20 protein-coding genes are annotated in these 23,554 nt (G+C 43.4%); all 20 read left to right on the plus strand.

Going from position 1 to position 23,554, the window contains the following annotated elements; all coding sequences use genetic code 11:
- Window positions 1–15 precede the first annotated feature (15 nt).
- The 20 genes from DS742_RS00930 to DS742_RS01020 all read left to right on the plus strand — a co-directional run bounded on the left by DS742_RS00930 (window position 16) and on the right by DS742_RS01020 (window position 23,542).
- Window positions 16–981 carry a glycosyltransferase family 2 protein gene (locus DS742_RS00930; RefSeq protein WP_117415161.1) on the plus strand — a complete coding sequence of 322 codons (966 nt, stop codon included), beginning with the start codon at window positions 16–18 and terminating at the stop codon, window positions 979–981.
- 61 nt (window positions 982–1,042) lie between these two features.
- Window positions 1,043–1,831 (plus strand): (S)-ureidoglycine aminohydrolase, encoded by a 789-nt coding sequence (gene allE, locus DS742_RS00935; protein WP_117415189.1) that lies wholly within the window; start codon window positions 1,043–1,045, stop codon window positions 1,829–1,831.
- Between the two features lie 129 nt (window positions 1,832–1,960).
- Entirely contained in the window at window positions 1,961–3,001 is a 1,041-nt protein-coding gene (locus DS742_RS00940) for a substrate-binding domain-containing protein (protein ID WP_117415162.1), read from the plus strand.
- Window positions 2,991–4,505, plus strand: a complete 1,515-nt coding sequence (locus DS742_RS00945; protein ID WP_117415163.1) for a sensor histidine kinase — start codon at window positions 2,991–2,993, stop codon at window positions 4,503–4,505. Before DS742_RS00940 ends, DS742_RS00945 begins: the two co-directional genes overlap by 11 nt.
- A complete protein-coding gene (locus DS742_RS00950; protein ID WP_117415164.1) occupies window positions 4,480–6,066 on the plus strand; it encodes a response regulator transcription factor in 1,587 nt (528 codons plus the stop codon). Before DS742_RS00945 ends, DS742_RS00950 begins: the two co-directional genes overlap by 26 nt.
- A gap of 5 nt (window positions 6,067–6,071) precedes the next feature.
- Window positions 6,072–7,124 (plus strand): substrate-binding domain-containing protein, encoded by a 1,053-nt coding sequence (locus tag DS742_RS00955; protein ID WP_117415165.1) that lies wholly within the window; start codon window positions 6,072–6,074, stop codon window positions 7,122–7,124.
- 196 nt (window positions 7,125–7,320) lie between these two features.
- Entirely contained in the window at window positions 7,321–8,430 is a 1,110-nt protein-coding gene (gene chvE / locus DS742_RS00960; RefSeq protein WP_375340412.1) for a multiple monosaccharide ABC transporter substrate-binding protein, read from the plus strand.
- Between the two features lie 78 nt (window positions 8,431–8,508).
- On the plus strand, window positions 8,509–10,113 hold the full coding sequence (mmsA, locus tag DS742_RS00965) for a multiple monosaccharide ABC transporter ATP-binding protein (RefSeq protein WP_117415167.1): 1,605 nt from the start codon (window positions 8,509–8,511) through the stop codon (window positions 10,111–10,113).
- Window positions 10,103–11,278, plus strand: a complete 1,176-nt coding sequence (mmsB, locus tag DS742_RS00970; RefSeq protein ID WP_117415168.1) for a multiple monosaccharide ABC transporter permease — start codon at window positions 10,103–10,105, stop codon at window positions 11,276–11,278. The genes mmsA and mmsB overlap by 11 nt, the downstream gene beginning before the upstream one ends.
- Before the next feature lie 202 nt (window positions 11,279–11,480).
- Window positions 11,481–11,549: a putative holin-like toxin gene (locus DS742_RS29340; RefSeq protein WP_242996352.1), complete on the plus strand. Its 69-nt coding sequence runs from the start codon at window positions 11,481–11,483 to the stop codon at window positions 11,547–11,549.
- Window positions 11,550–11,935: 386 nt separating this feature from the next.
- Window positions 11,936–12,490: a dTDP-4-dehydrorhamnose 3,5-epimerase gene (gene rfbC, locus DS742_RS00975; RefSeq protein WP_117415169.1), complete on the plus strand. Its 555-nt coding sequence runs from the start codon at window positions 11,936–11,938 to the stop codon at window positions 12,488–12,490.
- 15 nt (window positions 12,491–12,505) lie between these two features.
- On the plus strand, window positions 12,506–13,318 hold the full coding sequence (locus DS742_RS00980) for an ABC transporter permease (protein WP_117415170.1): 813 nt from the start codon (window positions 12,506–12,508) through the stop codon (window positions 13,316–13,318).
- A gap of 21 nt (window positions 13,319–13,339) precedes the next feature.
- On the plus strand, window positions 13,340–14,680 hold the full coding sequence (locus tag DS742_RS00985; protein WP_117415171.1) for an ABC transporter ATP-binding protein: 1,341 nt from the start codon (window positions 13,340–13,342) through the stop codon (window positions 14,678–14,680).
- A 13-nt stretch (window positions 14,681–14,693) separates the two neighbouring features.
- Window positions 14,694–15,476, plus strand: coding sequence for a class I SAM-dependent methyltransferase (locus DS742_RS00990; RefSeq protein ID WP_117415172.1), 783 nt, complete (start codon window positions 14,694–14,696; stop codon window positions 15,474–15,476).
- Window positions 15,463–18,576, plus strand: a complete 3,114-nt coding sequence (locus DS742_RS00995; RefSeq protein WP_117415173.1) for a glycosyltransferase — start codon at window positions 15,463–15,465, stop codon at window positions 18,574–18,576. Before DS742_RS00990 ends, DS742_RS00995 begins: the two co-directional genes overlap by 14 nt.
- 78 nt (window positions 18,577–18,654) lie before the next feature.
- Window positions 18,655–19,362, plus strand: a complete 708-nt coding sequence (locus DS742_RS01000; RefSeq protein ID WP_117415174.1) for a nucleotidyltransferase family protein — start codon at window positions 18,655–18,657, stop codon at window positions 19,360–19,362.
- Window positions 19,359–20,429 carry a GHMP family kinase ATP-binding protein gene (locus tag DS742_RS01005; RefSeq protein ID WP_117415175.1) on the plus strand — a complete coding sequence of 357 codons (1,071 nt, stop codon included), beginning with the start codon at window positions 19,359–19,361 and terminating at the stop codon, window positions 20,427–20,429. Before DS742_RS01000 ends, DS742_RS01005 begins: the two co-directional genes overlap by 4 nt.
- Window positions 20,430–20,466: 37 nt before the next feature.
- Entirely contained in the window at window positions 20,467–21,045 is a 579-nt protein-coding gene (gmhB, locus tag DS742_RS01010) for a D-glycero-beta-D-manno-heptose 1,7-bisphosphate 7-phosphatase (protein WP_117415176.1), read from the plus strand.
- Between the two features lie 5 nt (window positions 21,046–21,050).
- On the plus strand, window positions 21,051–21,686 hold the full coding sequence (locus tag DS742_RS01015) for a D-sedoheptulose-7-phosphate isomerase (RefSeq protein WP_117415177.1): 636 nt from the start codon (window positions 21,051–21,053) through the stop codon (window positions 21,684–21,686).
- A 23-nt stretch (window positions 21,687–21,709) separates the two neighbouring features.
- On the plus strand, window positions 21,710–23,542 hold the full coding sequence (locus DS742_RS01020) for a hypothetical protein (RefSeq protein WP_117415178.1): 1,833 nt from the start codon (window positions 21,710–21,712) through the stop codon (window positions 23,540–23,542).
- Window positions 23,543–23,554 lie beyond the last annotated feature (12 nt).

The raw sequence follows: 23,554 nt of genomic DNA on the forward strand, positions 1-23,554 counted from the left end.
AAGAAGGAAATTTAAATGGAAGAAATAAGAGGGGAGCAAAAGACCGTTGACGTAATTATTCCGGTTTATAAGCCGGACGAAACGCTTATGCGGCTTTTTCACAGGCTGGAAGAGCAGTCTTATCCCATACGGAAAATTATTGTGATGAATACGGAAAAATCCTACTGGAAGGATTCTGATTATGAGCATGTAAAGAATTTAGAAGTTCATCATGTGACGAAAGAAGAATTTGACCATGGCGGCACAAGAAACAGAGGAGCCGGCTATTCTAAGGCTGATATCATGGTGTTTATGACGGATGATGCGGTTCCTGCTGACAAAAATTTAATCAGTGCACTTGTAAAGGCGTTTCTTAAGACCGGAAAAGGCGGGGAAAAGGTAGTGATGGCTTATGCAAGGCAGCTGCCCAATCAGGACTGTGCTCTGGCAGAACAGTATACCCGTTCCTTTAATTATCCTTCTGAAAGCAGGGTTAAGACAGAGGCTGATTTAAAAGAACTGGGAATCAAAACATTTTTTGCATCAAATGTCTGCTGTGCTTATGACAGAAGTTTATTCTTAGAAGCAGGAGGATTTACCAAAACCACAATTTTCAATGAAGATATGATCTATGCAGGAAATGCAGTGCGCTACAGAGGCGAGGCTGTGGCATATGCTGCAGATGCAAAGGTAATTCACTCCCATAATTACGGCTGTATTGCCCAGTTTAAGCGGAATTTTGATTTAGCCGTGTCTCAGGCAGACCATCCGGAGATATTTGGCGGAATCCGTTCTGAAAGCGAGGGAATCCGGCTGGTGAAAAAAACCTGCATCTGGCTGGTAAAACAAAAGAAACCCTGGATGATTCCCGGTGTGATTATAAAGAGCGGTTTTAAATATATGGGGTATCTTATGGGAAAACGATACCGCACCCTGCCCAGGCGGCTGATATTAAGCTGTACAATGAACCGGTCTTACTGGGGGAAACATAAAACTGAATAAGATGGTATACCCTTTACCTGTCATAATGAACATGACTAAATGGAAAGTGAGAAAATTTATTATGAGCTATTTAAATGGACAGACAGGATACCGTGATGAATTATTGACTACCAGATCCGTCGTAAAAAAAGAAAATTATGTTTTAATAGAGCCGGATGGAATTGTAAAAAACATGATTCCAGGATATGAAAAATGTGATGTTACGATTCTTGGATCTCCTCAAATGGGAGCTTCTTTTGTGGATTACTTAATAACCGTCCGCGATGGCGGATATAATTCTGCATTTGGTGGGGAAGGGCTGGAATCATTCATTTATGTAATGGAAGGTTCCATTAAAGTGAAAAATGCAGATAAAGAAGAAGTACTCACAGGGGGCGGGTATATTTATTCTCCTGCCAGTAAGAAGGTGTCTTTTGTAAATGCGGGAAAAGAGGATGCGAAGCTATTTGCCTATAAGCGCAGATATGAAGAGTTGGCTGGTTACTGTGCTTATACCGTAGTGGGCAATTCAAACGATCTTCCATGGATCCCTTATGAAGGTATGGAAAACTGCTATATTCGGAATTTACTGCCTGCAGCAGAGAACTTTGGATTTGATATGAATATGCATATTCTTAAATTCCATTTAGGGGCATCCCATGGTTATATAGAAACTCACATACAAGAGCATGGCATGTATTTCCTTACTGGAAGTGCGATGTACAGACTGGATAATGACTGGGTACCTGTGAAAAAGGGTGATTATGTCTTTATGGATGCATATTGCCCTCAGGCCTGTTATGCAGTGGGGCGGGAAGAGGATCTGACCTATCTTTATTCCAAAGACTGCAACAGAGATGTAAAGCTTTAATATCAGTAGAAATTGTTAAAAGGTAGCATTTTACGAAAAAATGCTACCTTTTAACAATTTTCTCCTGCTTTTGTTTTGCCCGGTCATTTAGTATAATAAACTTATTGGAAAGACAAGGAGGACATAATTATGGAAAACGGAAAAAGGGGCCTGCTTTTTTTAATGCTTGCCGGTTTGGCCGGAATAGTATTTCTTACACTTTTAACCTCCTCCTTTTATGGATATGTGCTGAAAAAGATCGGAGTGGAGCATGCGGAAAATACCGTTACATACCGATACCATTATGTAATGATAATTGATAACCTGGATTCCCAGTTCTGGAATGATGTGTATCAGAGCGTGAAGGAAGAAGCGGCACAATATGATGCCTTTGTAGAACTGAAAGGGAAAAACCAGTCATCAGAATACTCCACTCTGGATTTCATGGATATGAGCATAGCGGCCAGAGTTGACGGGATTTTGTTGGAATACACCGGTGAGCGTATGTTAGAGGACCGGATCAATGAAGCGGCGAGAAACGGGATTCCGGTTGTCACTATTTTAAATGATGCCCCCAATACGGAGCGGAAAAGCTATGTAGGAATCAATTCCTACCAGCTTGGACAGGAATACGGCAATCAGATTTTAAAGATCCTGCCTGACCATGGTGGGATCACGCGGGTTATGATGCTTCTTCATGATAATTCCATAGACAGCAATCAGGCCCAGATATTTAATCAGATTAATAACCGCATGGTTACATCCAAGGAGAATGCGGACAGAATCAAGGTTGAGGAAATCAGGATTCCATCGGGAAGAGCCTTTGAATCAGAGGAGGTTGTCCGCAATCTGTTCCAGAATGCCCAGGGTCCGCCGGATATCATAGTATGCATGGATGAGGTGGATACGGAAGCTGTTTATCAGGCGGTAATCGATTATAACAGAGTGGGTAAAACTCAGGTGATTGGTTATTATAAGTCTAAAGCGGCACTGGAGGCAGTGGAGAAGGGTACCATGGCGATGACTCTGTGCATTGATACCAGACAGATGGGCAAATACAGCGTACAGGCACTGACGGAATCCATAAAGGACGGACGGACCAACTCCTTTTACAGCGTGGATTTACAGTTTGTAACAGAGGAGCAGGCGCCTGAATACATGAAGCAGGAGCGGAAATCCCATGAAAATTAAGCGTAATCTAATCTGGGAGAATTTACCCATCACCAAAAAACTCTTTCTGGAAATAGCGGTGACTGCAGTGGTCCTCTTCGCCAGCAATTTATTTATCTATGCCCAGATTAATCAGATGGTGGAACGGATGAATTCTGTTTATATGAGCAATGTGAATTTAAATGAATTATCCGATGCCCTGACTGATGTACAGAATTTCATGTACAAATACTTACAGGTGAAAGACTCAGAGTCATTAACTGATTACTATCGTGCAGAGCAGGATTACAGAAAGCTTTTAGAAGGGCTGAATGTACTGGTTACGGACAATCCCGTTCAGATTCTGGAGAAGAATATCCGGAATATGTCTGAAAGCTATCTGGCAGTCACAGATGAGACGGTACAGGCAAAGCGGGGTCAGAATGTAGAGAAGTATAAAAGCTCCTATGAATCGGCCTTAAAACTTTACCAGTTTATTAACCACGATATCTCCGTGTTAAACAGCAGACAGTTTAAGAACAATTCCGCAAGCTATCAGACTCTGCAGGCGGCACTTCAGTACCTGGAAGTCATCAGCTCTGTCATACTGGTTATCGTCATGATTATCAGCCTGACGGTTATGATAATGATGACCAGGGACATTGTTACACCCCTTACCAGTCTGGCACATACAGCCAAGCTGGTGGGTCAGGGGAATTTTCATGTAAAGGTGCCGTATATCCGGTCGGGGGACGAACTGGGAATTGTGACGAAGACATTTAACCAGATGGTGGACAGTTTAGCTGATTATGTGAATAAAATTAAAGAGAGTGCTGAGAAAGAGCAGGAGATGAAGGAACGGGAACTTCTGATGGAAAACCATTTAAAGGAGGCCCGCTTAAGATATTTACAATCCCAGATTAATCCCCATTTCCTTTTCAACTCCTTAAATGCAGGCGTACAGCTGGCAATGATGGAGGATGCGGAAAAAACTTCGGTATTCATGGAAAAGATGGCGGATTTCTTCCGGTACAATGTAAAAAAGAGCTCTGAGGATGCCACTATTCGGGAAGAGGTGGATACGGTTGAGAACTATATTTATATTTTAAATGTCCGGTTTGCGGGAGATATTCATTACGAATCCAGAGTGGAAGAGGAAGCCCTGGATTATTCCATACCAAGTATGACTTTGCAGCCTCTGGTTGAAAATGCAGTAACCCATGGGATACGCAATATCAGCTGGCAGGGAAATATCCGTCTCTCTGTTAAAAATCTGGAAGATACCATAGAGATCCGGATTGAAGATAATGGAAAAGGAATCGATAAAGAAAAATTAAAGCACATTCAGGAAGGCGTGAGAATCCAGGAAGACTCGGCATCTACAGGAATCGGTATTTACAATGTGATCTCCCGTCTGGAACTTTACTATAATAAAAAGGATTTGTTTTCCATTGTCAGTGAGGGGGAAGATCAGGGGACTTCAGTCATTTTAAGGATTCCTAAAAAGGGGGAAGAGGTACATGTTTCGGATACTGGTTGCAGATGATGAAGGAATTATGCTGGAATCCATACGGAGTATTATTGAATCAAACTTCAAAAGCGAATGTGAAATTGTCTGCGTAAAGACTGGAAGAGCGGTGATTGAGCAGGCCGGGCTGTTCCGCCCGGATATTGCTTTTGTGGATATCCAGATGCCTGGATTAAGCGGAATCCAGGCAATCAGGGAGATACGTAAGTTTAATCAGACCATGGTTTTTATTATAATGACAGCCTTTGATAAATTCTCTTATGCCCAGGAAGCGGTAAACCTTGGGGTGATGGAATTCATTATGAAGCCGGTTAACAAGAAAAAAATTCTCGATGTATGTGTAAAGGCCATGCATCAGGTTGAGGAGGCAAGACAGAAGATAAGTGATGATTTAAAGATAAGGGAACGGCTGGAAATCGTCATTCCCATGATCGAAAGCGGCTTCATTTACACCATCCTTCAGGAAGATTCGGACCCTCTTCACAGCGGATATCCGGAGATGCTTGATATCCGGAAATCCTACGGCTTTATCGTAGTTCTGGAATTTGGAGACAGTATGGAGGGAGGAACCATGACCAATGCCATCGGGGTGGGGGTAAAGGTCAATAAATATTACAGTACGATCAGGGAAATTGTCAAAGACTATTTTGAATGTGTCATTGGTCCTGCCATGGGAAACCGCCTGGTCCTCTTCCTTTCCTTTGATCAGGAAAAGATGCAGTATGAGAAGCGGGTGGAAGTGATCACCAGAACCAGAAATATGATTCATAAGCTGGAAAACAGCATGGACATTAAATGCAGGGGCGGAATCGGCTCTGTAAAGGTTCTTGCGGGAATCAGGGACTCCTATACAGAAGCCTTGAAATCCCTTCGGGAAAGCGACAGCCATGTGGTGCATATCACCGATATTCCGGCAGTGGCGGAATACGACGGGGAATATCCTCTGGAACTGGAGAACCAGTACCTGCAAAGAGGCATAAAAGCAGACAGGGAAGGTGCGTTATCCTGCGCCAATGAATTTTTTGACTGGATGCTGGTGCATGACGGAAATGTGAGATCCAATATTGAAATCAAGATTCTGGAACTGGTGATGAGACTGGAGCGAAGGGCTTTTGAAGCCGGCAATGTGCGCTATGGGTTCCGTTACCGGGAAAATTATATGGATGAACTGAAGGAAGCAGCTGACGGGGAGGGGATGCGGCGCTGGTTCTTAAACAAAACCAGAGATATCTGCGACAAGATCAGTACATCCAGGGAACGGGAATATGAAAATGTGGTATCCAGAGTCAAGGGATATATTGACGAGAATTATGCCAAAGACATCTCTCTTGATGACGTATCACGAATGGTGGACATCAGCCCCTATTATTTCAGTAAGCTGTTTAAGCAGGAAGTAGGGGAGAATTTCATTGAATATGTTACCAGAACCAGAATCAGGAATGCCAGAAGGCTGCTGGAGGATCCCAGATACAGCATTAAAGAGATCTGTGTGATGTCCGGCTACAGTGATCCCAACTATTTCAGCAGAATTTTCAAGAAATATGAAGGGATGACACCAACCGAATACAGGGAGAGGTAAGTGTTATGAAAATGTGGGGCGGGAGGTTATTACTTACAGTATTAGCCTGCTGCATTCTGACGACAGGATGCAGACAGGCAGAATCGGAGACTACAGTGCAGGCGCAGGAAAAGGAAGGGGACCGGCCTTTGCAGATCGGACTGAGCATTGACTCATTTGTCATTGAACGGTGGATCAGAGACCGTGATGTTTTTGTATCCGCTGCAAAAGAGATGGGGGCTGAAGTCAATGTGCAGAACGCCAATGGAGACGTGAATGAGCAGATTGAGCAGATCCAGTACTTTATCAAGAAGCAGATGGATGTAATCGTGGTAGTGGCAGGTGACTGCGAAGCGCTGGCTGACGTAATGAAAAAGGCAAAAGCGGCAGGGATAAAAACCATGAGCTATGACCGCCTGGTTTTAAATGCTGACAGTGATATGTATATATCCTTCGACAACAGGGGCGTGGGGAGCCTGATGGCGGAGAATCTGGTTAAGAATATTCCTGATGGCGGTAAAATTGTCATGATACAGGGGCCGGAATCCGATCACAATGTGGCAATGATCCGTGAGGGTTTTTATTCCGTTCTGGAAGGGAAAAATTTAGATGTGATCTATCAGAACAACTGTGAGGGATGGCTTGCGGAGAATGCTTATAATTACGCCAAGGAAGCCCTTGAAAAATACCCGGATGTCAAAGGGATCATGTGCGGAAATGATGATCTGGCCACCCAGGTTTTTAAAGCGCTTTCCGAGGACCGGCTGGCAGGAAAGGTGTGCCTTGTGGGTCAGGACGGAGATTTAATGGCCTGTCAGCGGATTGTGGAGGGCACTCAGAATATGACTGCTTTTAAATCGGTGGAAGAGGAAGCGAGACTGGCAGCAGAGTATGCGGTAATGCTGGGGAGAGGTGAGCCCTTAAAAGGAATTGACCAGACCATTCATGACGGGACCTATGACGTGCCGTATCTGGAACTCAAGCCGGTGGCAGTCACCCGTGAAAATATGGATTCCGTTATCATCCAGGGAGGTTTTCATGCCCGGGAGGATGTATATTTAAATGTCATACAGCAGTAGCATTTTTTTGCCTGATAAAAAAGTCCTGTTCATTCAGGGCTTTTTTTTATGTGGATGAATCCGTGCTAACGGTTGGCAAACAAGTCCTGATTATCCCATGCTAATATAGGAATATCAAAAACAAGTATTGGAGGAGGATATTTCAATGAAAAGAAAACTTTTAGCAGTGGCGATGACACTTGCCATGACAGCAGGAATGCTGGCCGGGTGCAGCGGGGGAAGCAAAGCACCGGAGACCAAGGCTCCTGAAACCACTACGGCAGCAGCTGCTGAGACAACCAAAGCAGCAGAGACCACTGCGGCAGAAACAAAAGCAGACAAGAAAGACGGAGTTTTAATCGGTGTTGCCATGCCGACCAAGGATTTGCAGAGATGGAACCAGGATGGCGCCAACATGAAAAAGGAACTGGAGACAGCAGGCTATAAAGTAGATCTACAGTATGCCAGCAATGATGTTCAGACACAGGTTTCCCAGATTGAAAACATGATCTCCAATGGCTGCAAGATGTTAGTTATCGCATCCATTGACGGAAGCTCCTTAGGAGAGCCTCTTTCCCAGGCAAAATCAATGGGAATTCCGGTTATCGCCTATGACCGTCTGATCATGAACTCCGATGCAGTTACTTATTATGCCACCTTTGATAATTACAAAGTAGGCCAGAAGCAGGGCGAATATTTAGAGAAGTCTCTTGGGCTTGACAAAGCCGGCGATCCGAAGAATATCGAATTCTTCACAGGCGATCCTGCTGATAATAACTGCAAGTTCTTCTTCGGAGGAGCTATGGATGTTTTAAAGAAATATGTAGACAACGGCAGACTGGTTGTCAAATCCGGCCAGACAGCATTTGAGCAGGTTGCAACCGAGAAATGGGATTCTGAGAAAGCCCAGAACCGTATGGATACCATTATTGCAGGCAACTATTCAGACGGAACCGTACTTGATGCAGTTCTCTGCTCCAACGATTCCACCGCTCTTGGTGTTGAGAATGCACTTGCTTCTTCCTACACCGGAAAATATCCTGTTATCACCGGCCAGGACTGCGACATTGCCAATGTAAAGAACATGCTTCAGGGAAAACAGGCCATGAGCGTATTCAAAGATACCAGAACTCTGGCTACCCAGGTAGTTAAGATGGTAGATTCCGTTATGCAGGGCGGCAAAGCTGAAATCAATGATACCAAGTCCTATGACAACGGAACCGGAATCATTCCTACTTATCTTTGTGACCCGGTAGTTGTTACAGTTGACAACTATAAAGAGATGCTGATCACTTCCGGCTATTATACAGAGGATCAGTTAAAGTAATCAGGCGGATTTCCTTATGGGGGACGGCTTTTATGAATGAAAGCCGTCCTCTGAATATATAAAGAGGGAGGGATATTCTTGGCAAATATACTTTTGGAAATGAAAAACATCACCAAGACGTTTCCGGGTGTGAAAGCCCTGGATTTAGTGAACCTTCAGGTAGAAGAAGGGGAGATCCATGCTCTGGTGGGCGAAAATGGAGCGGGTAAGTCCACTCTGATGAATGTACTCAGCGGTATCTATCCCTATGGATCTTACGAGGGAGACATTATTTACAACGGAGAAATCTGTAAATTCAGTCATATCAGCGACAGTGAAAAGAAGGGGATCGTCATAATCCATCAGGAACTGGCACTGGTTCCCTACATGACAATTGCCGAAAACATGTATCTTGGAAATGAAAAAGGAAAAAAATTCGCAATCAACTGGAATGAAACCTTTGGGGAGGCTGACAAATACTTAAAGACAGTAGGACTTTCCGAATCCTCCCATACGCTTATTAAGGATATCGGGGTAGGAAAGCAGCAGCTGGTAGAAATAGCAAAAGCTCTTGCAAAAAATGCGAAGCTGCTGATTCTTGATGAACCCACTGCATCATTAAATGAAGAAGACTCAAAAGCGCTTCTTAATCTTTTGAAAAAATTCAAATCAGAGGGTATGACCTCTATCATCATATCACATAAACTGAATGAAATTGCCTATGTAGCGGATAAAATCACCATAATCCGCGATGGCTCAACCATAGAAACACTGAACAGGAAGACAGATCAAGTTACAGAGGACCGGATTATAAAAGGAATGGTTGGAAGAGAGCTGGTGGACCGTTTTCCAAAGCGCACCGGCATTCAAATCGGAGAAAAATCCATGGAAGTGGAGCACTGGAATGCCAGCCACCCGCTTTATTCCGAACGTAAGGTAGTCAGTGACGTCTCCTTATATGTAAGAAAAGGGGAAGTGGTGGGAATCTGCGGACTGATGGGGGCAGGAAGAACAGAGCTTGCCATGAGTCTTTTCGGAAAAAGCTATGGAGTAAATATCTCCGGTACTTTAAAGATTCATGGCCAGGAAGTCCATCTTCGTTCCGTACGGGACGCGATCCGGCATAAGCTGGCCTACGTAACAGAAGACCGGAAAGGAAATGGTCTGATTCTGGGAAACCCCATACGAATCAATACCACACTTGCCAATCTGCGCGCAGTCAGCTTCAGAACTATCATTGATAAGGATAAGGAAGTTCTGGCTGCCGAGGATTATATAAATAAGCTGAAGACGAAATGCCCTTCCGTGGAACAGTCAGTAGGAAATTTAAGCGGAGGAAACCAGCAAAAGGTTCTTTTATCTAAATGGATGTTTACAGAGCCTGATATTATGATTTTAGATGAACCGACCAGAGGAATTGATGTAGGAGCTAAATATGAAATTTACTGTATTATAAACCGCCTGGCTGCCGCCGGAAAATCAATTATCATGATATCTTCAGAATTACCGGAGATTCTCGGAATGTCGGACCGTATTTATATCATGAATGAGGGGCGTATTGCAGGAGAAATGAGCGCACAGGAGGCCACACAGGAAAAAATTATGTCATGCATTTTAAAATCAGATAAGCATCCTTCGGGTATACCTTTAACCCCGGATAACATGGGCATGGAAGAGGAAGGGAGAGTAGAAGATGGAGAATAAATTAAAATTGTCGGAAGGACTTAAAAAATATACGATGGTTATTGTTCTGGCAGTAGTCGTTATCCTGTTTACGGTAAATACAGGAGGGAAAATGCTTCTTCCCCAGAATGTAAACAACTTAATCGCACAAAACGCATATGTATTTATTCTGGCAACCGGAATGCTCTTCTGTATTCTGACAGGCGGCAACATTGATTTATCTGTTGGATCTGTGGTCTGTTTCGTAGGAGCCATAGGTGGAAGCATGATGATTAAGATGGGAATGAATCCTTATCTTTCCCTTCTTTCCATGATCATTATCGGCGTACTGGCCGGAGCATGGCAGGGCTTTTGGATTGCTTATGTACGGATTCCGCCATTTATCGTAACTCTTGCAGGAATGCTGATCTTCCGGGGACTTTCAAATGTAGTTCTTCAGGGAATGACTCTGTCCCCTGTACCGGACAGCTTTTTAAATCTGTTTAATACTTATGTTCCAGATGTGTTTGGCATGAAGGGCTTTAACCTCACCTGTTTCCTTGTGGGAATTTTGGCCTGCGTAATCTTTATTGTAGCAGAACTTATCACCAGAAAAAGAAAACTGAAAAAGGGATACCGGGTAGATCCTCTGAATAGTACGATTTTAAAAATGGTATTGATGACTGCTGTTATACTCGCCTTTATGTATAAACTGGCCCTGTACAAAGGAATCCCCAATGCTCTCATCTGGGTTGTTGCAATCATCGGAATTTACAGCTACATATCTTCCAAAACAACTACCGGACGTTATTTCTATGCAGTGGGAGGTAATGAGAAGGCAACAAGACTTTCCGGTATTGATACAAATAAAGTTTATTTTCTTGCATATTTAAATATGGGCTTGCTGGCAGCAGTGGCAGGCATGGTTACCCTGGCCCGTTTAAATTCTGCCAATCCGACGGCAGGAAATAACTATGAAATGGACGCCATCGGAGCCTGCTTTATCGGCGGAGCTTCCGCATACGGCGGAACAGGAACGGTACCGGGCGTTATTGTAGGTGCTACGCTGATGGGTGTCTTGAACCTGGGAATGAGTATCATGGGAGTGGATCAGAATCTTCAGAAGGTGGTAAAAGGAACCGTTCTCCTGGCGGCGGTTATTTTCGATGTGGTAAGTAAGAGAAAATCATTTATTGTGAAGCAGTAAGACGTAGGCGTGGGAATGGGATAATTGTCCTGTTCCTGCGTTTTTTTACTATTTGGAGTATTAAGTAAGCAGTGGGAACGAAGTAATTAATTATTGTGGACTAAGGAAATATATGGTAAGATTTATTCAGGAGTAACCGAATACAGGGTGGAACCTTCCAGCTTTTATATTTACATGTCGTAACAAGATGGGAGGTGTGCAGATGGACATATACCAAACTTTAAGCATATTGTTTTTAGGAGGTACGTTTCTAATTGCATTGCTGACTTAAATAGGAAAAAAATAGCCTACCCTGCTGCGAACAGGATAGGCGTGCTCATTGCTAGATGAGCATTTAACCAATCATGGAAGCTTCCACCTTGTGTGGCGGTTGCTCTTTTGTAATATAAATATACCACACTGCAGATATGGTTGTAAAGAGGAAAATCATCTGTGACTGATTACCGCCTGTTAATTATTAAGGATAATAAAACGTAAAAACCGCCGTTCAGCTGAAAAATCTTTAGCTGGGCGGCATTTATGCATACATGTATCACAATTGAGCCTCTGACCGGGCTAAAACCAATAAAAATTTTCCTTTATATAGAAATCTTGGCTGAGTTGTGGTAGAATGCTACAAGTAAAAGAATGTTTTAAAATGTAAAGGAGCATAAAAATATGGGAAAGATAAAAGTAACATCATGTGAGATAGAAGGGCTTTATGTCATTGAACCAACGGTTTTTCCGGATTCCAGAGGATATTTTATGGAAACCTACAACCAGAATGATTTTAAAGAAGCAGGCTTGAACATGAATTTCGTACAGGATAACCAGTCCATGTCCGTAAAAGGGGTGCTAAGAGGACTTCATTTTCAGAAGCAGTTTCCCCAGGGGAAACTGGTCCGTGCAGTGAGAGGAACCGTTTTTGATGTGGCAGTAGATTTAAGAGCTTCTTCTAAAACTTATGGAAAATGGTTCGGCGTGGAGCTGTCTGCAGAAAATAAAAAGCAGTTCTATATTCCCGAAGGCTTTGCCCATGGCTTTTTAGTTCTCTCTGATGAGGCTGAATTTGCATACAAATGCACAGATTTCTACCATCCGGGCGACGAAGGCGGAATTCTTTGGAGTGATCCCGAGATCGGAATTGAATGGCCTGTTTCAGAAGGAATGGAGCTGATTATTTCCGATAAGGACCAGAAGTGGAACGGTATCCGGGATACGTTTAAATTCTAACGAGAGGAGAAAACCATGAATTATCTGGTTTCCTTATTAAAAGAAATCTATATAAAGAGAAAGCTGATTCTGGATTTATCCAAGGCAGATTTCAAAAAGCGGTTTGTAGGCTCCTATTTCGGTATTGCATGGATGTTTCTGCAGCCGATTGCGACGGTCCTTGTTTACTTTTTTGTGTTTCAGATGGGATTTAAAAGTGTACCGCCGATTAAGGATTATCCATATGTATTGTGGCTGATCCCTGGTATTGTGCCCTGGTTTTATATCAGTGAGGTCTTAAATATGGGAACCGGCTGTCTCCAGGAATATAATTATCTGGTAAAGAAAGTAGTTTTTCGAGTGGAGATTCTTCCATTTATTAAGATGCTGTCCTGTCTGATGGTACATGGCATATTTGCTGTAATTATGATAGTAGTATTTTTATGTTATGGTTTTTTACCAAAGGTCACCTGGATTCAGATTATTTACTACTCCTTTGCGGCATCCATGTTGTCTCTGTCCATCGCCTATTTTACCAGTGCCATCAATGTGTTTTTCAAGGATATGGCACAGATTGTGGGTATCTGCCTGCAGTTTGGCATGTGGATGGTACCGATTATGTGGGCACCGGAGATGTTTCCCAAAGCACCTGAGTGGCTTCCGACCCTGCTGAAGATAAATCCGGTTTATTATATTGTGGCTGGATACCGTGACAGCATGTTAACAGGGAACTGGATTTTTGAACGTCCAATTCTTGGCCTTTATTTCTGGTTTGTGACCATTGTCTTATTTTTAATAGGACTGAAAGTATTTAAAAAGCTGCGCCCGCATTTTTCCGATGTGCTGTAGGCAGTTACCATGGAGGATTCAATGTCCGTAGAGTCGAACAACAAAGCACTATCTGTTAATAATGTAACCAAAATATATAAATTATATGAAAAACCCATTGACCGTTTAAAAGAGGCCATGAGTCTGACTCATAAGAATTACCACCGGGATTTTTATGCCCTAAACGGTATTTCTTTTGATGTGGAAAAGGGACAGACCGTAGGTATTATCGGTACCAACGGTTCTGGAAAATCCACGATTTTAAAGATTATTACCGGAGTTCTGACTCCGACTACCGGAGAAGTGCAGGTAAATGGGGTGATCTCTGCTCTTTTGGAACTGGGAGCGGGATTCAACATGGATTATACAGGGATTGAAAACATCTACATGAACGGTACCATGATGGGATTTTCCAGAAAAGAGATGGATGAAAAACTGCAGGACATCCTGGATTTTGCCGACATCGGAGATTTTGTCTATCAGCCGGTAAAGACCTATTCCAGCGGTATGTTTGTCCGTCTTGCATTTGCCCTTGCCATTAATGTAGAACCGGAGATTCTGATCGTTGATGAAGCGCTTTCCGTAGGAGATGTTTTCTTTCAGGCAAAATGCTACCGCCGTATGGAGGAAATCCGCAAAAATGGCACTACCATTCTCATGGTTACCCATGATATGGGTGCTATCATCAAATATTGTGACCGTGTCGTTGTGTTAAATAAAGGCAATTTCATCGCAGAAGGCGAGCCGGGGAAAATGGTGGATCTTTATAAGAAGATTCTGGCAAACCAGATGGATGATTTGGATGAAGAACTGAAAGCTGCGGACAACGGGCTGTATAATGATTTTTCCGGCGACCAGGCAATTGCTGAAAGAAGCAGGGCGGCAGCAGGCGGAATGATGAAGGATAAACTGACCATCAATCCAAACCGCACGGAATACGGCGATAAGAGGGCTGAGATCATAGATTTTGGTCTTCTTGATGAGAGAGGAAATATTACTAATCTTCTGTTAAAAGGAGAACGTTTTACCATAAAGGAACGGATTCATTTCCATGGAGAAATCGAAACACCGATTTTCACTTATACCATCAAGGACAAGCGGGGGGCTGATCTAACCGGAACCAATACCATGTTTGAGTCCTCCGATGTGAAATCTGTTAAAAAAGGCGATGAATATGTCGTGGAATTTACCCAGAAGATGACGCTTCAGGGTGGAGAATACTTACTGTCCATGAGCTGTACCGGTTTTGAAAACGGCGAGCATGTGGTTTACCACCGTCTGTATGATATTGTGAATATCACCGTTATATCCAACAAGAATACGGTTGGTGTTTACGATATGGAACCGGATGTAAGCTTAACACTTATGCGTGCAGAAAAGTAAGGAGGAATGATGCATGAATGATATCAGCCCTGAACTTAAAAAGCTGTATCAGAATTATAATGGAGATATCAAAAAGCTGCTGCAGGAAAATCCAAGGCTTGATTACTTATACGCTTTATCTGAGATAAGAGAAAATCTTCTGGACTGGTTTGAATTTAAACCAGATGCAACCCTTTTGCAGGTGGGATCCGACTACGGCTCGCTTACAGGCTTATACAGCAGACGGGTAAAAGAAGTAACCGTATTAGACCCCAGTCACAATAATTTATCTTTCAACCGCCTTCGTCATCAGAAACAGGACAATATCCACTACGTGAACGGTGATTTACACTCTTTTACCAGTGATGAGGGCTTTGATTATATCGTTTTTGCAGGCTCTCTCTGTGAACCGTATCAGGACATGACACAGAAAGCTAAAGAACTTTTAAAACCGGACGGAACTATGATTGCTGCAATTACAAACCGGCTGGGATTAAAGTATCAGGCTGGTGCAAAAGCGGAGCAGTTTTGTCTTTCCAGGACAGAGCTGAAAGAACTTTTATGCGGCAGTGAAGGCGAGGAAGGAACTGTGAAGTTTTATTATCCCATGCCGGATTACCGTCTTCCCGTAACTATTTACTCCGACGGGTATCTTCCGGGAAAGGGAGATTTAACCCACGCCATTCTTGCCTATGATTATCCCAAGTATTTACGTTTCGATTTAGGTAAGATGTTTGATGAAGTGTGTGAAGGAAAACAGTTTGAAACATTTGCCAATTCATTTTTAACCGTTTGGAGCCGTCATGAAGAAAATTAATTTTGTAAAATATAATAAAACAAGAAGAGAAGCTTTTCAGATACGAACCAGTCTTGTGGAAGAGAATGGACTGCCGTATGTGGAAAAGTCTGCCCTGACGGCAGAGGGTATTCCTCACATCCGTTCCTTTGAAGAAAAATACAGAAATTTAAAGGAACAGAATCAGGGGTTAAATGTGGCAGACGTGACTGTCAGTGCCGATGGAACCACAGCCCGTTTTTCTTTCTTAAAAGGTGAGACTTACGCCGAGCTTCTGGGCCGAGAGATTCAGAATGGAAAGGTACCCGAAGCCTCATTGGAAGAAGGCATTTCCATGATTTTAAAGGTGCATGATGATTATATGACGCCATTCCATGTTACTGAGGAGTTTGAAGAGGTATTCGGTGTGCTGCCTGATACCGGAGAGCAGATTAAGAGGGACTGGGCATTTAAACATTCAAATATTGACTGCCTCTTTGAGAATATCATGATGACAGAAGACGGTCCTTACTGTCTGGATTACGAATGGGTATTCTCTTTTCCTGTTCCCGTTAACTTCATAAAATTCCGGGTTCTGTATTATTTTTATGAGCAGTATAAAAGCATCCTGAGCTATGATTCTATGGAAGCATTTATGGAAGAACAGGGAGTGGACAGGGAGCTTATCGGGATTTATGAAGACATGGAACGTCATTTTCAGGAATATGTCCACGGTGAGAACCAGCAGATTTATCTCTTAAACTATATGCATGAGACGTTTGCACTGCCTGACAGCATGTTTGAGGTATCCCAGATCATTGATGATACCAAAGACCGCATTGCCCAGATGAAAGCAGAGTTAAAAGAAAAGGATTTAACCATAACAAAACAGCAGGAAGAAAAACGCTTAACGGATAACCATGTTACCAATCAGGAGATGATCATTGCATCCCTTAGAAAGGACTGCGAAACCATGCAGGGGATCATCGAACAGTTAAGAAAGCATGAATCCTTCTTTTATAAGGTATGGCGCAGACTGGGAAGAATTTTTAATGAAAAATTCCCGAAAGGAACCAAAAAGCGGAAGATCCTGTTTTATATGAAGGAGACCATTCTCCACCCCATAAAGTCCATTTCCCTTTATACAACAGATGAGGGAAGGAATCTCATGGAAGGGGATATGAAGATCGGTGAGGAATACCGGATTCATGGAAAGCTTCGTTTTGTGAAAGAAGGACACCCCATGGTATCCATCGTCATTCCGGTTTATAACCAGATCCATTATACCTATGCCTGTCTCCTATCCATACTGGAGCATACAAAGAATGTGGATTATGAGGTGATCATTGCAGATGACGTATCCAGTGATGCCACAGCAGAGCTGTCCAAATTCACAGAGAATGTGGTGATCTGCCGTAATGAGACCAATCAGGGCTTTTTAAGAAACTGCAACCAGGCGGCGAAGTCGGCAAGAGGAAAATACATCATGTTTTTAAACAATGATACTCAGGTGACCGATGGCTGGCTGGACAGTCTGGTGAATTTAATCGAGTCAGACTCTTCCATCGGAATGGTGGGTTCCAAGCTGGTTTATCCTGACGGACGCCTTCAGGAAGCTGGAGGCATCTTATGGAGTGACGGCTCCGGCTGGAATTACGGACGTCTGGACGATCCGGAGAAGCCTGAATACAATTATGTAAAAGATGTAGATTACATTTCCGGTGCCGCAATCCTTCTTTCTAATGATTTATGGAAACAGATTGGCGGCTTCGATGAACGCTTTGCACCGGCTTATTGTGAAGATTCCGATCTTGCCTTTGAGGTGCGTAAAGCCGGCTACCGTGTGGTTTATCAGCCCCTTTCCAAGGTAATTCATTTTGAAGGTGTTTCAAACGGTACTGATGTCAATGGTTCCGGATTAAAACGCTATCAGGTGGAAAACAGTAAAAAGCTGAAAGAAAAATGGGCCGCGCAGTTCAGCCTGCAAAGCGAAAACAACGGTAACCCTGATCCATTCCGTGCCAGGGAAAGAAGCCAGGGAAAGGACATCATCCTTGTGGTAGATCATTATGTACCTACCTATGACCGGGATGCGGGTTCCAAAACTACATTCCAGTATTTAAAGATGTTTATTGATAAGGGATATGTGGTCAAGTTTCTGGGAGACAATTTCCTTCATGAAGAACCATACTCCACCGCTTTACAGCAGATGGGAATCGAGATTCTTTACGGCAGGGAATACCAGGCAGGTATCTGGGACTGGTTAAAGTCACATGGAGATGATATCAAGGCAGCTTATTTAAATCGCCCCCATATCGCTCAGAAATATATTGATTTTCTCCGGGAACATACCAGCATGAAGCTGATTTATTATGGTCATGACCTGCATTTCCTCCGTGAAGGCAGGGAATACGAGCTAACGGGAGATCCTAAAAAGAGGGAGGCGTCCGAATACTGGAGATCCATGGAACTGCGTCTCATGAAAAAGGCGGCGGTATCCTATTATCCCTCCTATGTTGAGAGAGAAGCCATTCATGAAATTGAGCCTTCCGTACCGGTAAAAGCAATTGTAGCTTACGTTTTTGACAAGTTTTTAAATCATATCCCTGATGATTTTGAAAAGAGGGAAGGACTGCTGTTTGTGGGCGGTTTTGCCCACCCGCCCAATGCAGATGCGGTATTGTGGTTTGCCAGGGATATATTTCCGTTAATCCGGGAACAGATACCTGTTAATTTCTACATTGTCGGCTCCAAGGTTACTGATGAGATTAAGGCTCTGGAACAGCCGGATAACGGAATCATCGTAAAAGGCTTTGTGACTGAAGAGGAACTGGCAAGTTTATATGCCAGCTGCCGGATTGTGGTAGTCCCGCTGCGCTATGGAGCAGGCGTGAAAGGAAAGGTAATTGAAGCCCTTTATTATGGCGCCCCTGTTGTTACCACCTCCATTGGAGCAGAGGGAATTCCTGAGGCAGAAAAGGTGATGGTTGTAAGAGATGAGCCGGAAACATTTGCAGAAGAAGTAATCACTCTTTATAATGACCCGGACAGCTTAAGGCAGATGAGTCAGAATACCCAGGACTACATTCGGACGTATCACAGCATTGATGCGGCCTGGAGCGTGGTGGGAGAGGATTTTTAGAACAGATAAAGTAAGAACAGATGATAACAGATGATAACAGATGATAACAGATGATAACAGATAAGGGAGGACATGAAGATGCAGGCAGTTTTGCTGGCAGGCGGGCTGGGTACCAGACTTCGTTCCGTAGTAAGTGACCGGCCAAAGCCCATGGCGCTGATAGAAGAGAAACCTTTTATGGAATATGTGGTGAGACAGCTCATCCGTTATGGTGTAACAGAAATTATCTTCGCTGTAGGATATAAAGGTTCTATGGTGGAAGATTATTTCGGAGATGGTTCTAAATGGGGAATCCGTGTTTCTTATGCTTATGAGGAGGAACTCTTAGGAACAGCCGGAGCCATAAAAAATGCTGGTAAACAGGTAACAGAAGATATGTTTTTTGCTTTAAACGCAGACACCTTCTATCAGATCGACTGCAGCAGCTTCACGGAACTGATGGAGGAAAAGGACCTTGATATGGCTCTGGTTCTCCGGAAAGTTCCTGATGTATCCCGTTACGGGCAGGCAATTTTGGAAAACGGCCGTTTAACAGCCTTTGACGAAAAGGTTAGTGAGTCTAAAGAAGGAACGATCAACGGTGGATTTTATTTAATGAAACGTGCTCTATTAGATACCATACCGGAAGGTAAGGTATCTCTTGAGCATGATATGATTCCAAAGTGGCTCTCAGAAGGAAGAAAGCTTGGCGGTCTGGTAAATGACGGATATTTCATTGATATCGGTATTCCGGAAGATTATTACCGTTTCATGGAAGATGTAAAGGAAGGAAAGGTGATCATATGATTATCAGAGGACGGGCTCCCCTGCGTGTCAGCTTTGGAGGAGGAGGAACAGATGTTGCTCCCTTCTGCATCGAGCAGGGAGGAGCCATAATTGGCAGCACCATCAATAAATACGCCTACTGTTCCATTGTACCCAGACAAGATGACCAGATCATCGTCCATTCCCTGGATTTTGATATGACGGTAAAGTATAATACAAAAGAAAACTATGTATACGATGGACGTCTGGATCTTGTTACTGCTGCATTAAAAGCCATGGATATCAAACAGGGCTGCGAAGTTTATTTACAGTGTGACGCACCTCCCGGATCCGGTCTTGGAACGTCTTCTACTGTAATGGTAGCACTTTTAACTGCCATGGCAAGATGGAAGGGCGTGGAGCTTGACAGCTACGCTATGGCTGATCTTGCTTATCAGGTGGAACGGGAGGATTTGAAGATAGACGGCGGATATCAGGACCAGTATGCCGCTACCTTCGGAGGCTTTAACTTTATCGAATTCCATGGGCGTAATAACGTAGTTGTCAATCCCCTCAGAATCAAAAAGGAAATCATTCATGAACTGCAGTATAACCTTTTGCTTTGTTATACAGGAAATGTTCATGTATCCGCCAACATTATCAAGGATCAGGTCTCAAATTATGAGAAAAAGGACCCATTTGAAGCCATGTGTGAAGTGAAGGCGCTTGCCTATGCCATGAAAGATGAGCTTTTAAAGGGCAACTTATACAGCTTTGGAAAGCTTCTGGATTATGGCTGGAAAAGCAAAAAGAGAATGAGCAGCAAGATTACCACACCCCAGATTGATGAACTTTATGAAGAGGCTCTGAAAGCAGGTGCACTTGGAGGAAAGCTTCTGGGAGCAGGCGGCGGCGGATTTTTGCTGGTTTATTGTCCTTATAATGTACGCCATAAGGTGGCTGCAAGAATGGAAGCAGCAGGAGGCCAGCTGACAGACTGGAACTTTGAGTTAAGAGGTGCCCAAAGCTGGATTACCGATGAATCCCGCTGGGATTATCAGGATGTCAGTGTTTCCATACCAGGAGGGCAGTATCAGTTCCATTTATAATAAATAAGAAAATCAGGCAGCAGGAGAAGGAACAAAGATGGATAAAATTGTTTTTTTAGATCGGGATGGAACAATCAATGAAGAAGTGGAGTATTTACACAGGCCCTCGGACCTGGTGATCCTTCCCGGTGTCTCTGCTGCATTAAAACGTTTAAAAGAGCAGGGCTTTCGTCTTGTGGTAGTTACCAATCAGGCAGGGGTTGCCAGAGGATATTATAGTGAAGCAGATGTAGATCAGCTTCATCAATATATGAACCGTCTTCTTGCGGAAGACGGAGCAGAAATAGACCGTTTTTTTTACTGCCCCCATCACCCGGTCCATGGAATCGGAGCTTATAAGAAGTCCTGCCATTGCCGCAAACCGGATATTGGTATGTTTGAGATGGCTGAGAACTATTTTCAAGTGGACAAGTCCCATTCCTATATGGTCGGAGATAAACTTCTGGATACGGAAGCGGGACATAAATATGGCGTAAGTTCTGTCCTAGTAGGCACAGGATATGGAAAGGAATTATATAAAGGCCTGACCGAAGAGCAGAAAAAGAAAGCCTTTGATGCTTATGCCAAAGACATGACAGCAGCAGCAGAGTGGATTTTACAAAAAGAAGGAGCGTGAGTTTGATGGAACCAATGAACTATTTGGAGGAGCTTCTTACACGTTATCCGGTGTTAACCAGTGTGAAGGCTGAGATAAAAGAAGCGTATGAGATTCTGGAAAACTGTTATAAAAACGGAGGAAAGCTTTTGATTGCCGGAAACGGAGGAAGCTGTGCGGATGCAGAACATATCGTGGGTGAGCTGATGAAAGGTTTTGTAAAACCCCGGAGTGTTTCCGGTGATTTTGCCCAAAAGCTTTTAAAGGCTGACCCGGTCCGTGGTAAGGAACTGGCAGATAAACTTCAGGGAGGGCTTCCGGCCATTGCTTTAACAGGTCACCCTGGACTTTCCACTGCCTATTTAAACGATGTGGACGGCAGTTTAATCTATGCCCAGCAGACATACGGTTACGGAAAAGAGGGAGATGTTCTTCTTGGCATTTCCACATCTGGAAATTCTAAAAATATCATGTATGCCATGGCAGCAGCCAGAGCCATTGGCATGAAAACCATTGGCCTCACCGGTAAGGATGGCGGCCAGCTAAAGGAGACGGCAGATGTATCCATCGTGGTTCCAGAGAAGGAAACTTATAAAATTCAGGAGCTTCATCTGCCTGTATATCATGCATTATGCCTGATGCTGGAGGAACGGTTTTTTTAATTTTACGAGAACAGGAGGAAAAGATGGAAGAGAGACAATGGATGGGTAAGGAAGCTTTATGGAAGAACGAAGTCATTGCAGCTCTGCTTTTGGTTTCCTTTGCTTTTTTCATTAACAGAGGGATTAAAATAAAAGGTCTATATATGGATGATCTCTATCTTTGGTCCTGCTACGGTGAACAGACCTTCCGGCAGTTTGTATTTCCATTAGGGAGCACCCGGTTTCGTTTTGTTTATTATCTGGCAGCCTGGCTTGAGATGATGATTCTTGGAAGTCATACGGAATGGTTTGTGCCGTTTAATATTCTGCTGAACAGTTGTATTGCGTACACCATATACCGGTTCGGAAAGCGTCTTTCCCATCGGTGGCTTGTGGGATTTGGCTGTGGATTCTTATATCTTCTTTCCAGAATGTCCTACTATCAGATCAGTCAGGTGTACGGCCTTATGGAAAGCATGGCTCTTTGGATGGCAATCGGAATTCTATACTTTCTGTATCGCTATTTATCTGGTGAAGAGCAGCCGGACCGGTATATCCGGACAGCGGCGGGGCTGTATTTTTCCGTATGTTTTGTTCATGAGCGTTATATGGTTTTGCTTCCTTTGTTTTTCTTTGCATTCTTAATGAAAAAAGAGAAGAAGGTATCCTATTGGCTTGGTATAACCGGCGCTTTTCTGGCAGTTCAGTTCATACGTTTTCTCACCATCGGAAGCATATCTCCTGCCGGAACCGGAGGCACCACAGTAGCCGATACATTCAGCATATCCCAAAGCATTCAGTATGCCATCAGCCAGGTGCTTTATATATTCGGAATCAATGCAGGACCTGATTATTTAAGTGGTTTAAGCTGGAGCCAGTCTCCCTCCTGGGTGCGGGTTCTTATTATGCTCGCCAATTTTTCTCTTTTAATCATGATTGTCAGATTTTTATTTGTTTTATTTAGAGACAAGGAGAAATTAAAGGAACGTCTTCCGGTTATTGCATTATTCATTATTTTTATAGCACTGTGCATTGGATCATCAAGCGTTACCATACGTGTAGAAACCAGATGGATCTACGTTTCCATGACAGCTGCATGGCTGTTTGCCGCATATTTATGCGGGGAGGCAGTACCGCCGAAAGAGGGACAGGCATATTCTGTCAGGCCTGTTTTATACTGCGGCCTGTTTGTGCTCTACGGACTCCTTATGCTTCCTGTTGAAAGTTTTTACAGGGGCAAGTACGATAATCTTTACTACTGGTCTTCTCAGCTCCGTTATAATTCTCTCGCAGAAGAGACCTATGGAAAGTACGGAGATGATATATTCGGGAAAAAAATCTATATTATCGGAAATACTTACAAAATGAGCGATTTTACAGCACGGACCTTTTTTAAGACCTTTGACAGCAAACGTCTGGCAGAAGGAACAGAAGTCACATTTATTGATTCCATCAGAGATATTGGTCTTGTGCAGCCAAACATGCTGATCTTGCGGGAAGATCCCGCACATAATGCGTTTCAGGATGTAACTTCATTTGTAAAGGATCTGAAATTCCAGCGGGTTTACGGCAGCTATGAAGATGGCTGGCTGGATGAAAATGCAAAGATCAGAATTATGGCTGGAAAAGAAGGGGTAATCAAACTGAAATTCTATTACCCGGGTGTGATAACCGGACTGGAACACATCACTGTTATGGCAGAAGGAAAAGAAAAAACGGTTGTTTCCATCAATTCCAGCACTGCATCTGCAGAGATTGATGTCCCACCATATAAAGTCTCAGAATTAACGTTTGAAAGTAACTTTTATTATCAGGCGGCAGCGGAGCAGCGAAGCGATAAGCATCTGGCTGTTGTTGCAGAAATTACAGCCGATTAAGCGACAGAGGTG

Source organism: Lacrimispora amygdalina (assembly GCF_003432035.1).
Taxonomy (GTDB): domain Bacteria; phylum Bacillota; class Clostridia; order Lachnospirales; family Lachnospiraceae; genus Lacrimispora; species Lacrimispora amygdalina.

Bases quoted from the DNA above. Each gene is read 5' to 3' on its own strand.
- mmsB (WP_117415168.1), top strand. From the start codon at position 10,103: ATGGAGAATAAATTAAAATTGTCGGAAGGACTTAAAAAATATACGATG.
- DS742_RS00930 (WP_117415161.1), top strand. From the start codon at position 16: ATGGAAGAAATAAGAGGGGAGCAAAAGACCGTTGACGTAATTATTCCG.
- DS742_RS01015 (WP_117415177.1), top strand. From the start codon at position 21,051: ATGGAACCAATGAACTATTTGGAGGAGCTTCTTACACGTTATCCGGTG.
- DS742_RS00945 (WP_117415163.1), top strand. From the start codon at position 2,991: ATGAAAATTAAGCGTAATCTAATCTGGGAGAATTTACCCATCACCAAA.
- chvE (WP_375340412.1), top strand. From the start codon at position 7,321: ATGCTGGCCGGGTGCAGCGGGGGAAGCAAAGCACCGGAGACCAAGGCT.
- DS742_RS00980 (WP_117415170.1), top strand. From the start codon at position 12,506: ATGAATTATCTGGTTTCCTTATTAAAAGAAATCTATATAAAGAGAAAG.
- allE (WP_117415189.1), top strand. From the start codon at position 1,043: ATGAGCTATTTAAATGGACAGACAGGATACCGTGATGAATTATTGACT.
- DS742_RS00995 (WP_117415173.1), top strand. From the start codon at position 15,463: ATGAAGAAAATTAATTTTGTAAAATATAATAAAACAAGAAGAGAAGCT.
- DS742_RS01005 (WP_117415175.1), top strand. From the start codon at position 19,359: ATGATTATCAGAGGACGGGCTCCCCTGCGTGTCAGCTTTGGAGGAGGA.
- DS742_RS00955 (WP_117415165.1), top strand. From the start codon at position 6,072: ATGAAAATGTGGGGCGGGAGGTTATTACTTACAGTATTAGCCTGCTGC.
- DS742_RS00940 (WP_117415162.1), top strand. From the start codon at position 1,961: ATGGAAAACGGAAAAAGGGGCCTGCTTTTTTTAATGCTTGCCGGTTTG.
- DS742_RS01000 (WP_117415174.1), top strand. From the start codon at position 18,655: ATGCAGGCAGTTTTGCTGGCAGGCGGGCTGGGTACCAGACTTCGTTCC.
- gmhB (WP_117415176.1), top strand. From the start codon at position 20,467: ATGGATAAAATTGTTTTTTTAGATCGGGATGGAACAATCAATGAAGAA.
- DS742_RS01020 (WP_117415178.1), top strand. From the start codon at position 21,710: ATGGAAGAGAGACAATGGATGGGTAAGGAAGCTTTATGGAAGAACGAA.
- DS742_RS00985 (WP_117415171.1), top strand. From the start codon at position 13,340: ATGTCCGTAGAGTCGAACAACAAAGCACTATCTGTTAATAATGTAACC.
- DS742_RS00950 (WP_117415164.1), top strand. From the start codon at position 4,480: ATGTTTCGGATACTGGTTGCAGATGATGAAGGAATTATGCTGGAATCC.
- rfbC (WP_117415169.1), top strand. From the start codon at position 11,936: ATGGGAAAGATAAAAGTAACATCATGTGAGATAGAAGGGCTTTATGTC.
- DS742_RS00990 (WP_117415172.1), top strand. From the start codon at position 14,694: ATGAATGATATCAGCCCTGAACTTAAAAAGCTGTATCAGAATTATAAT.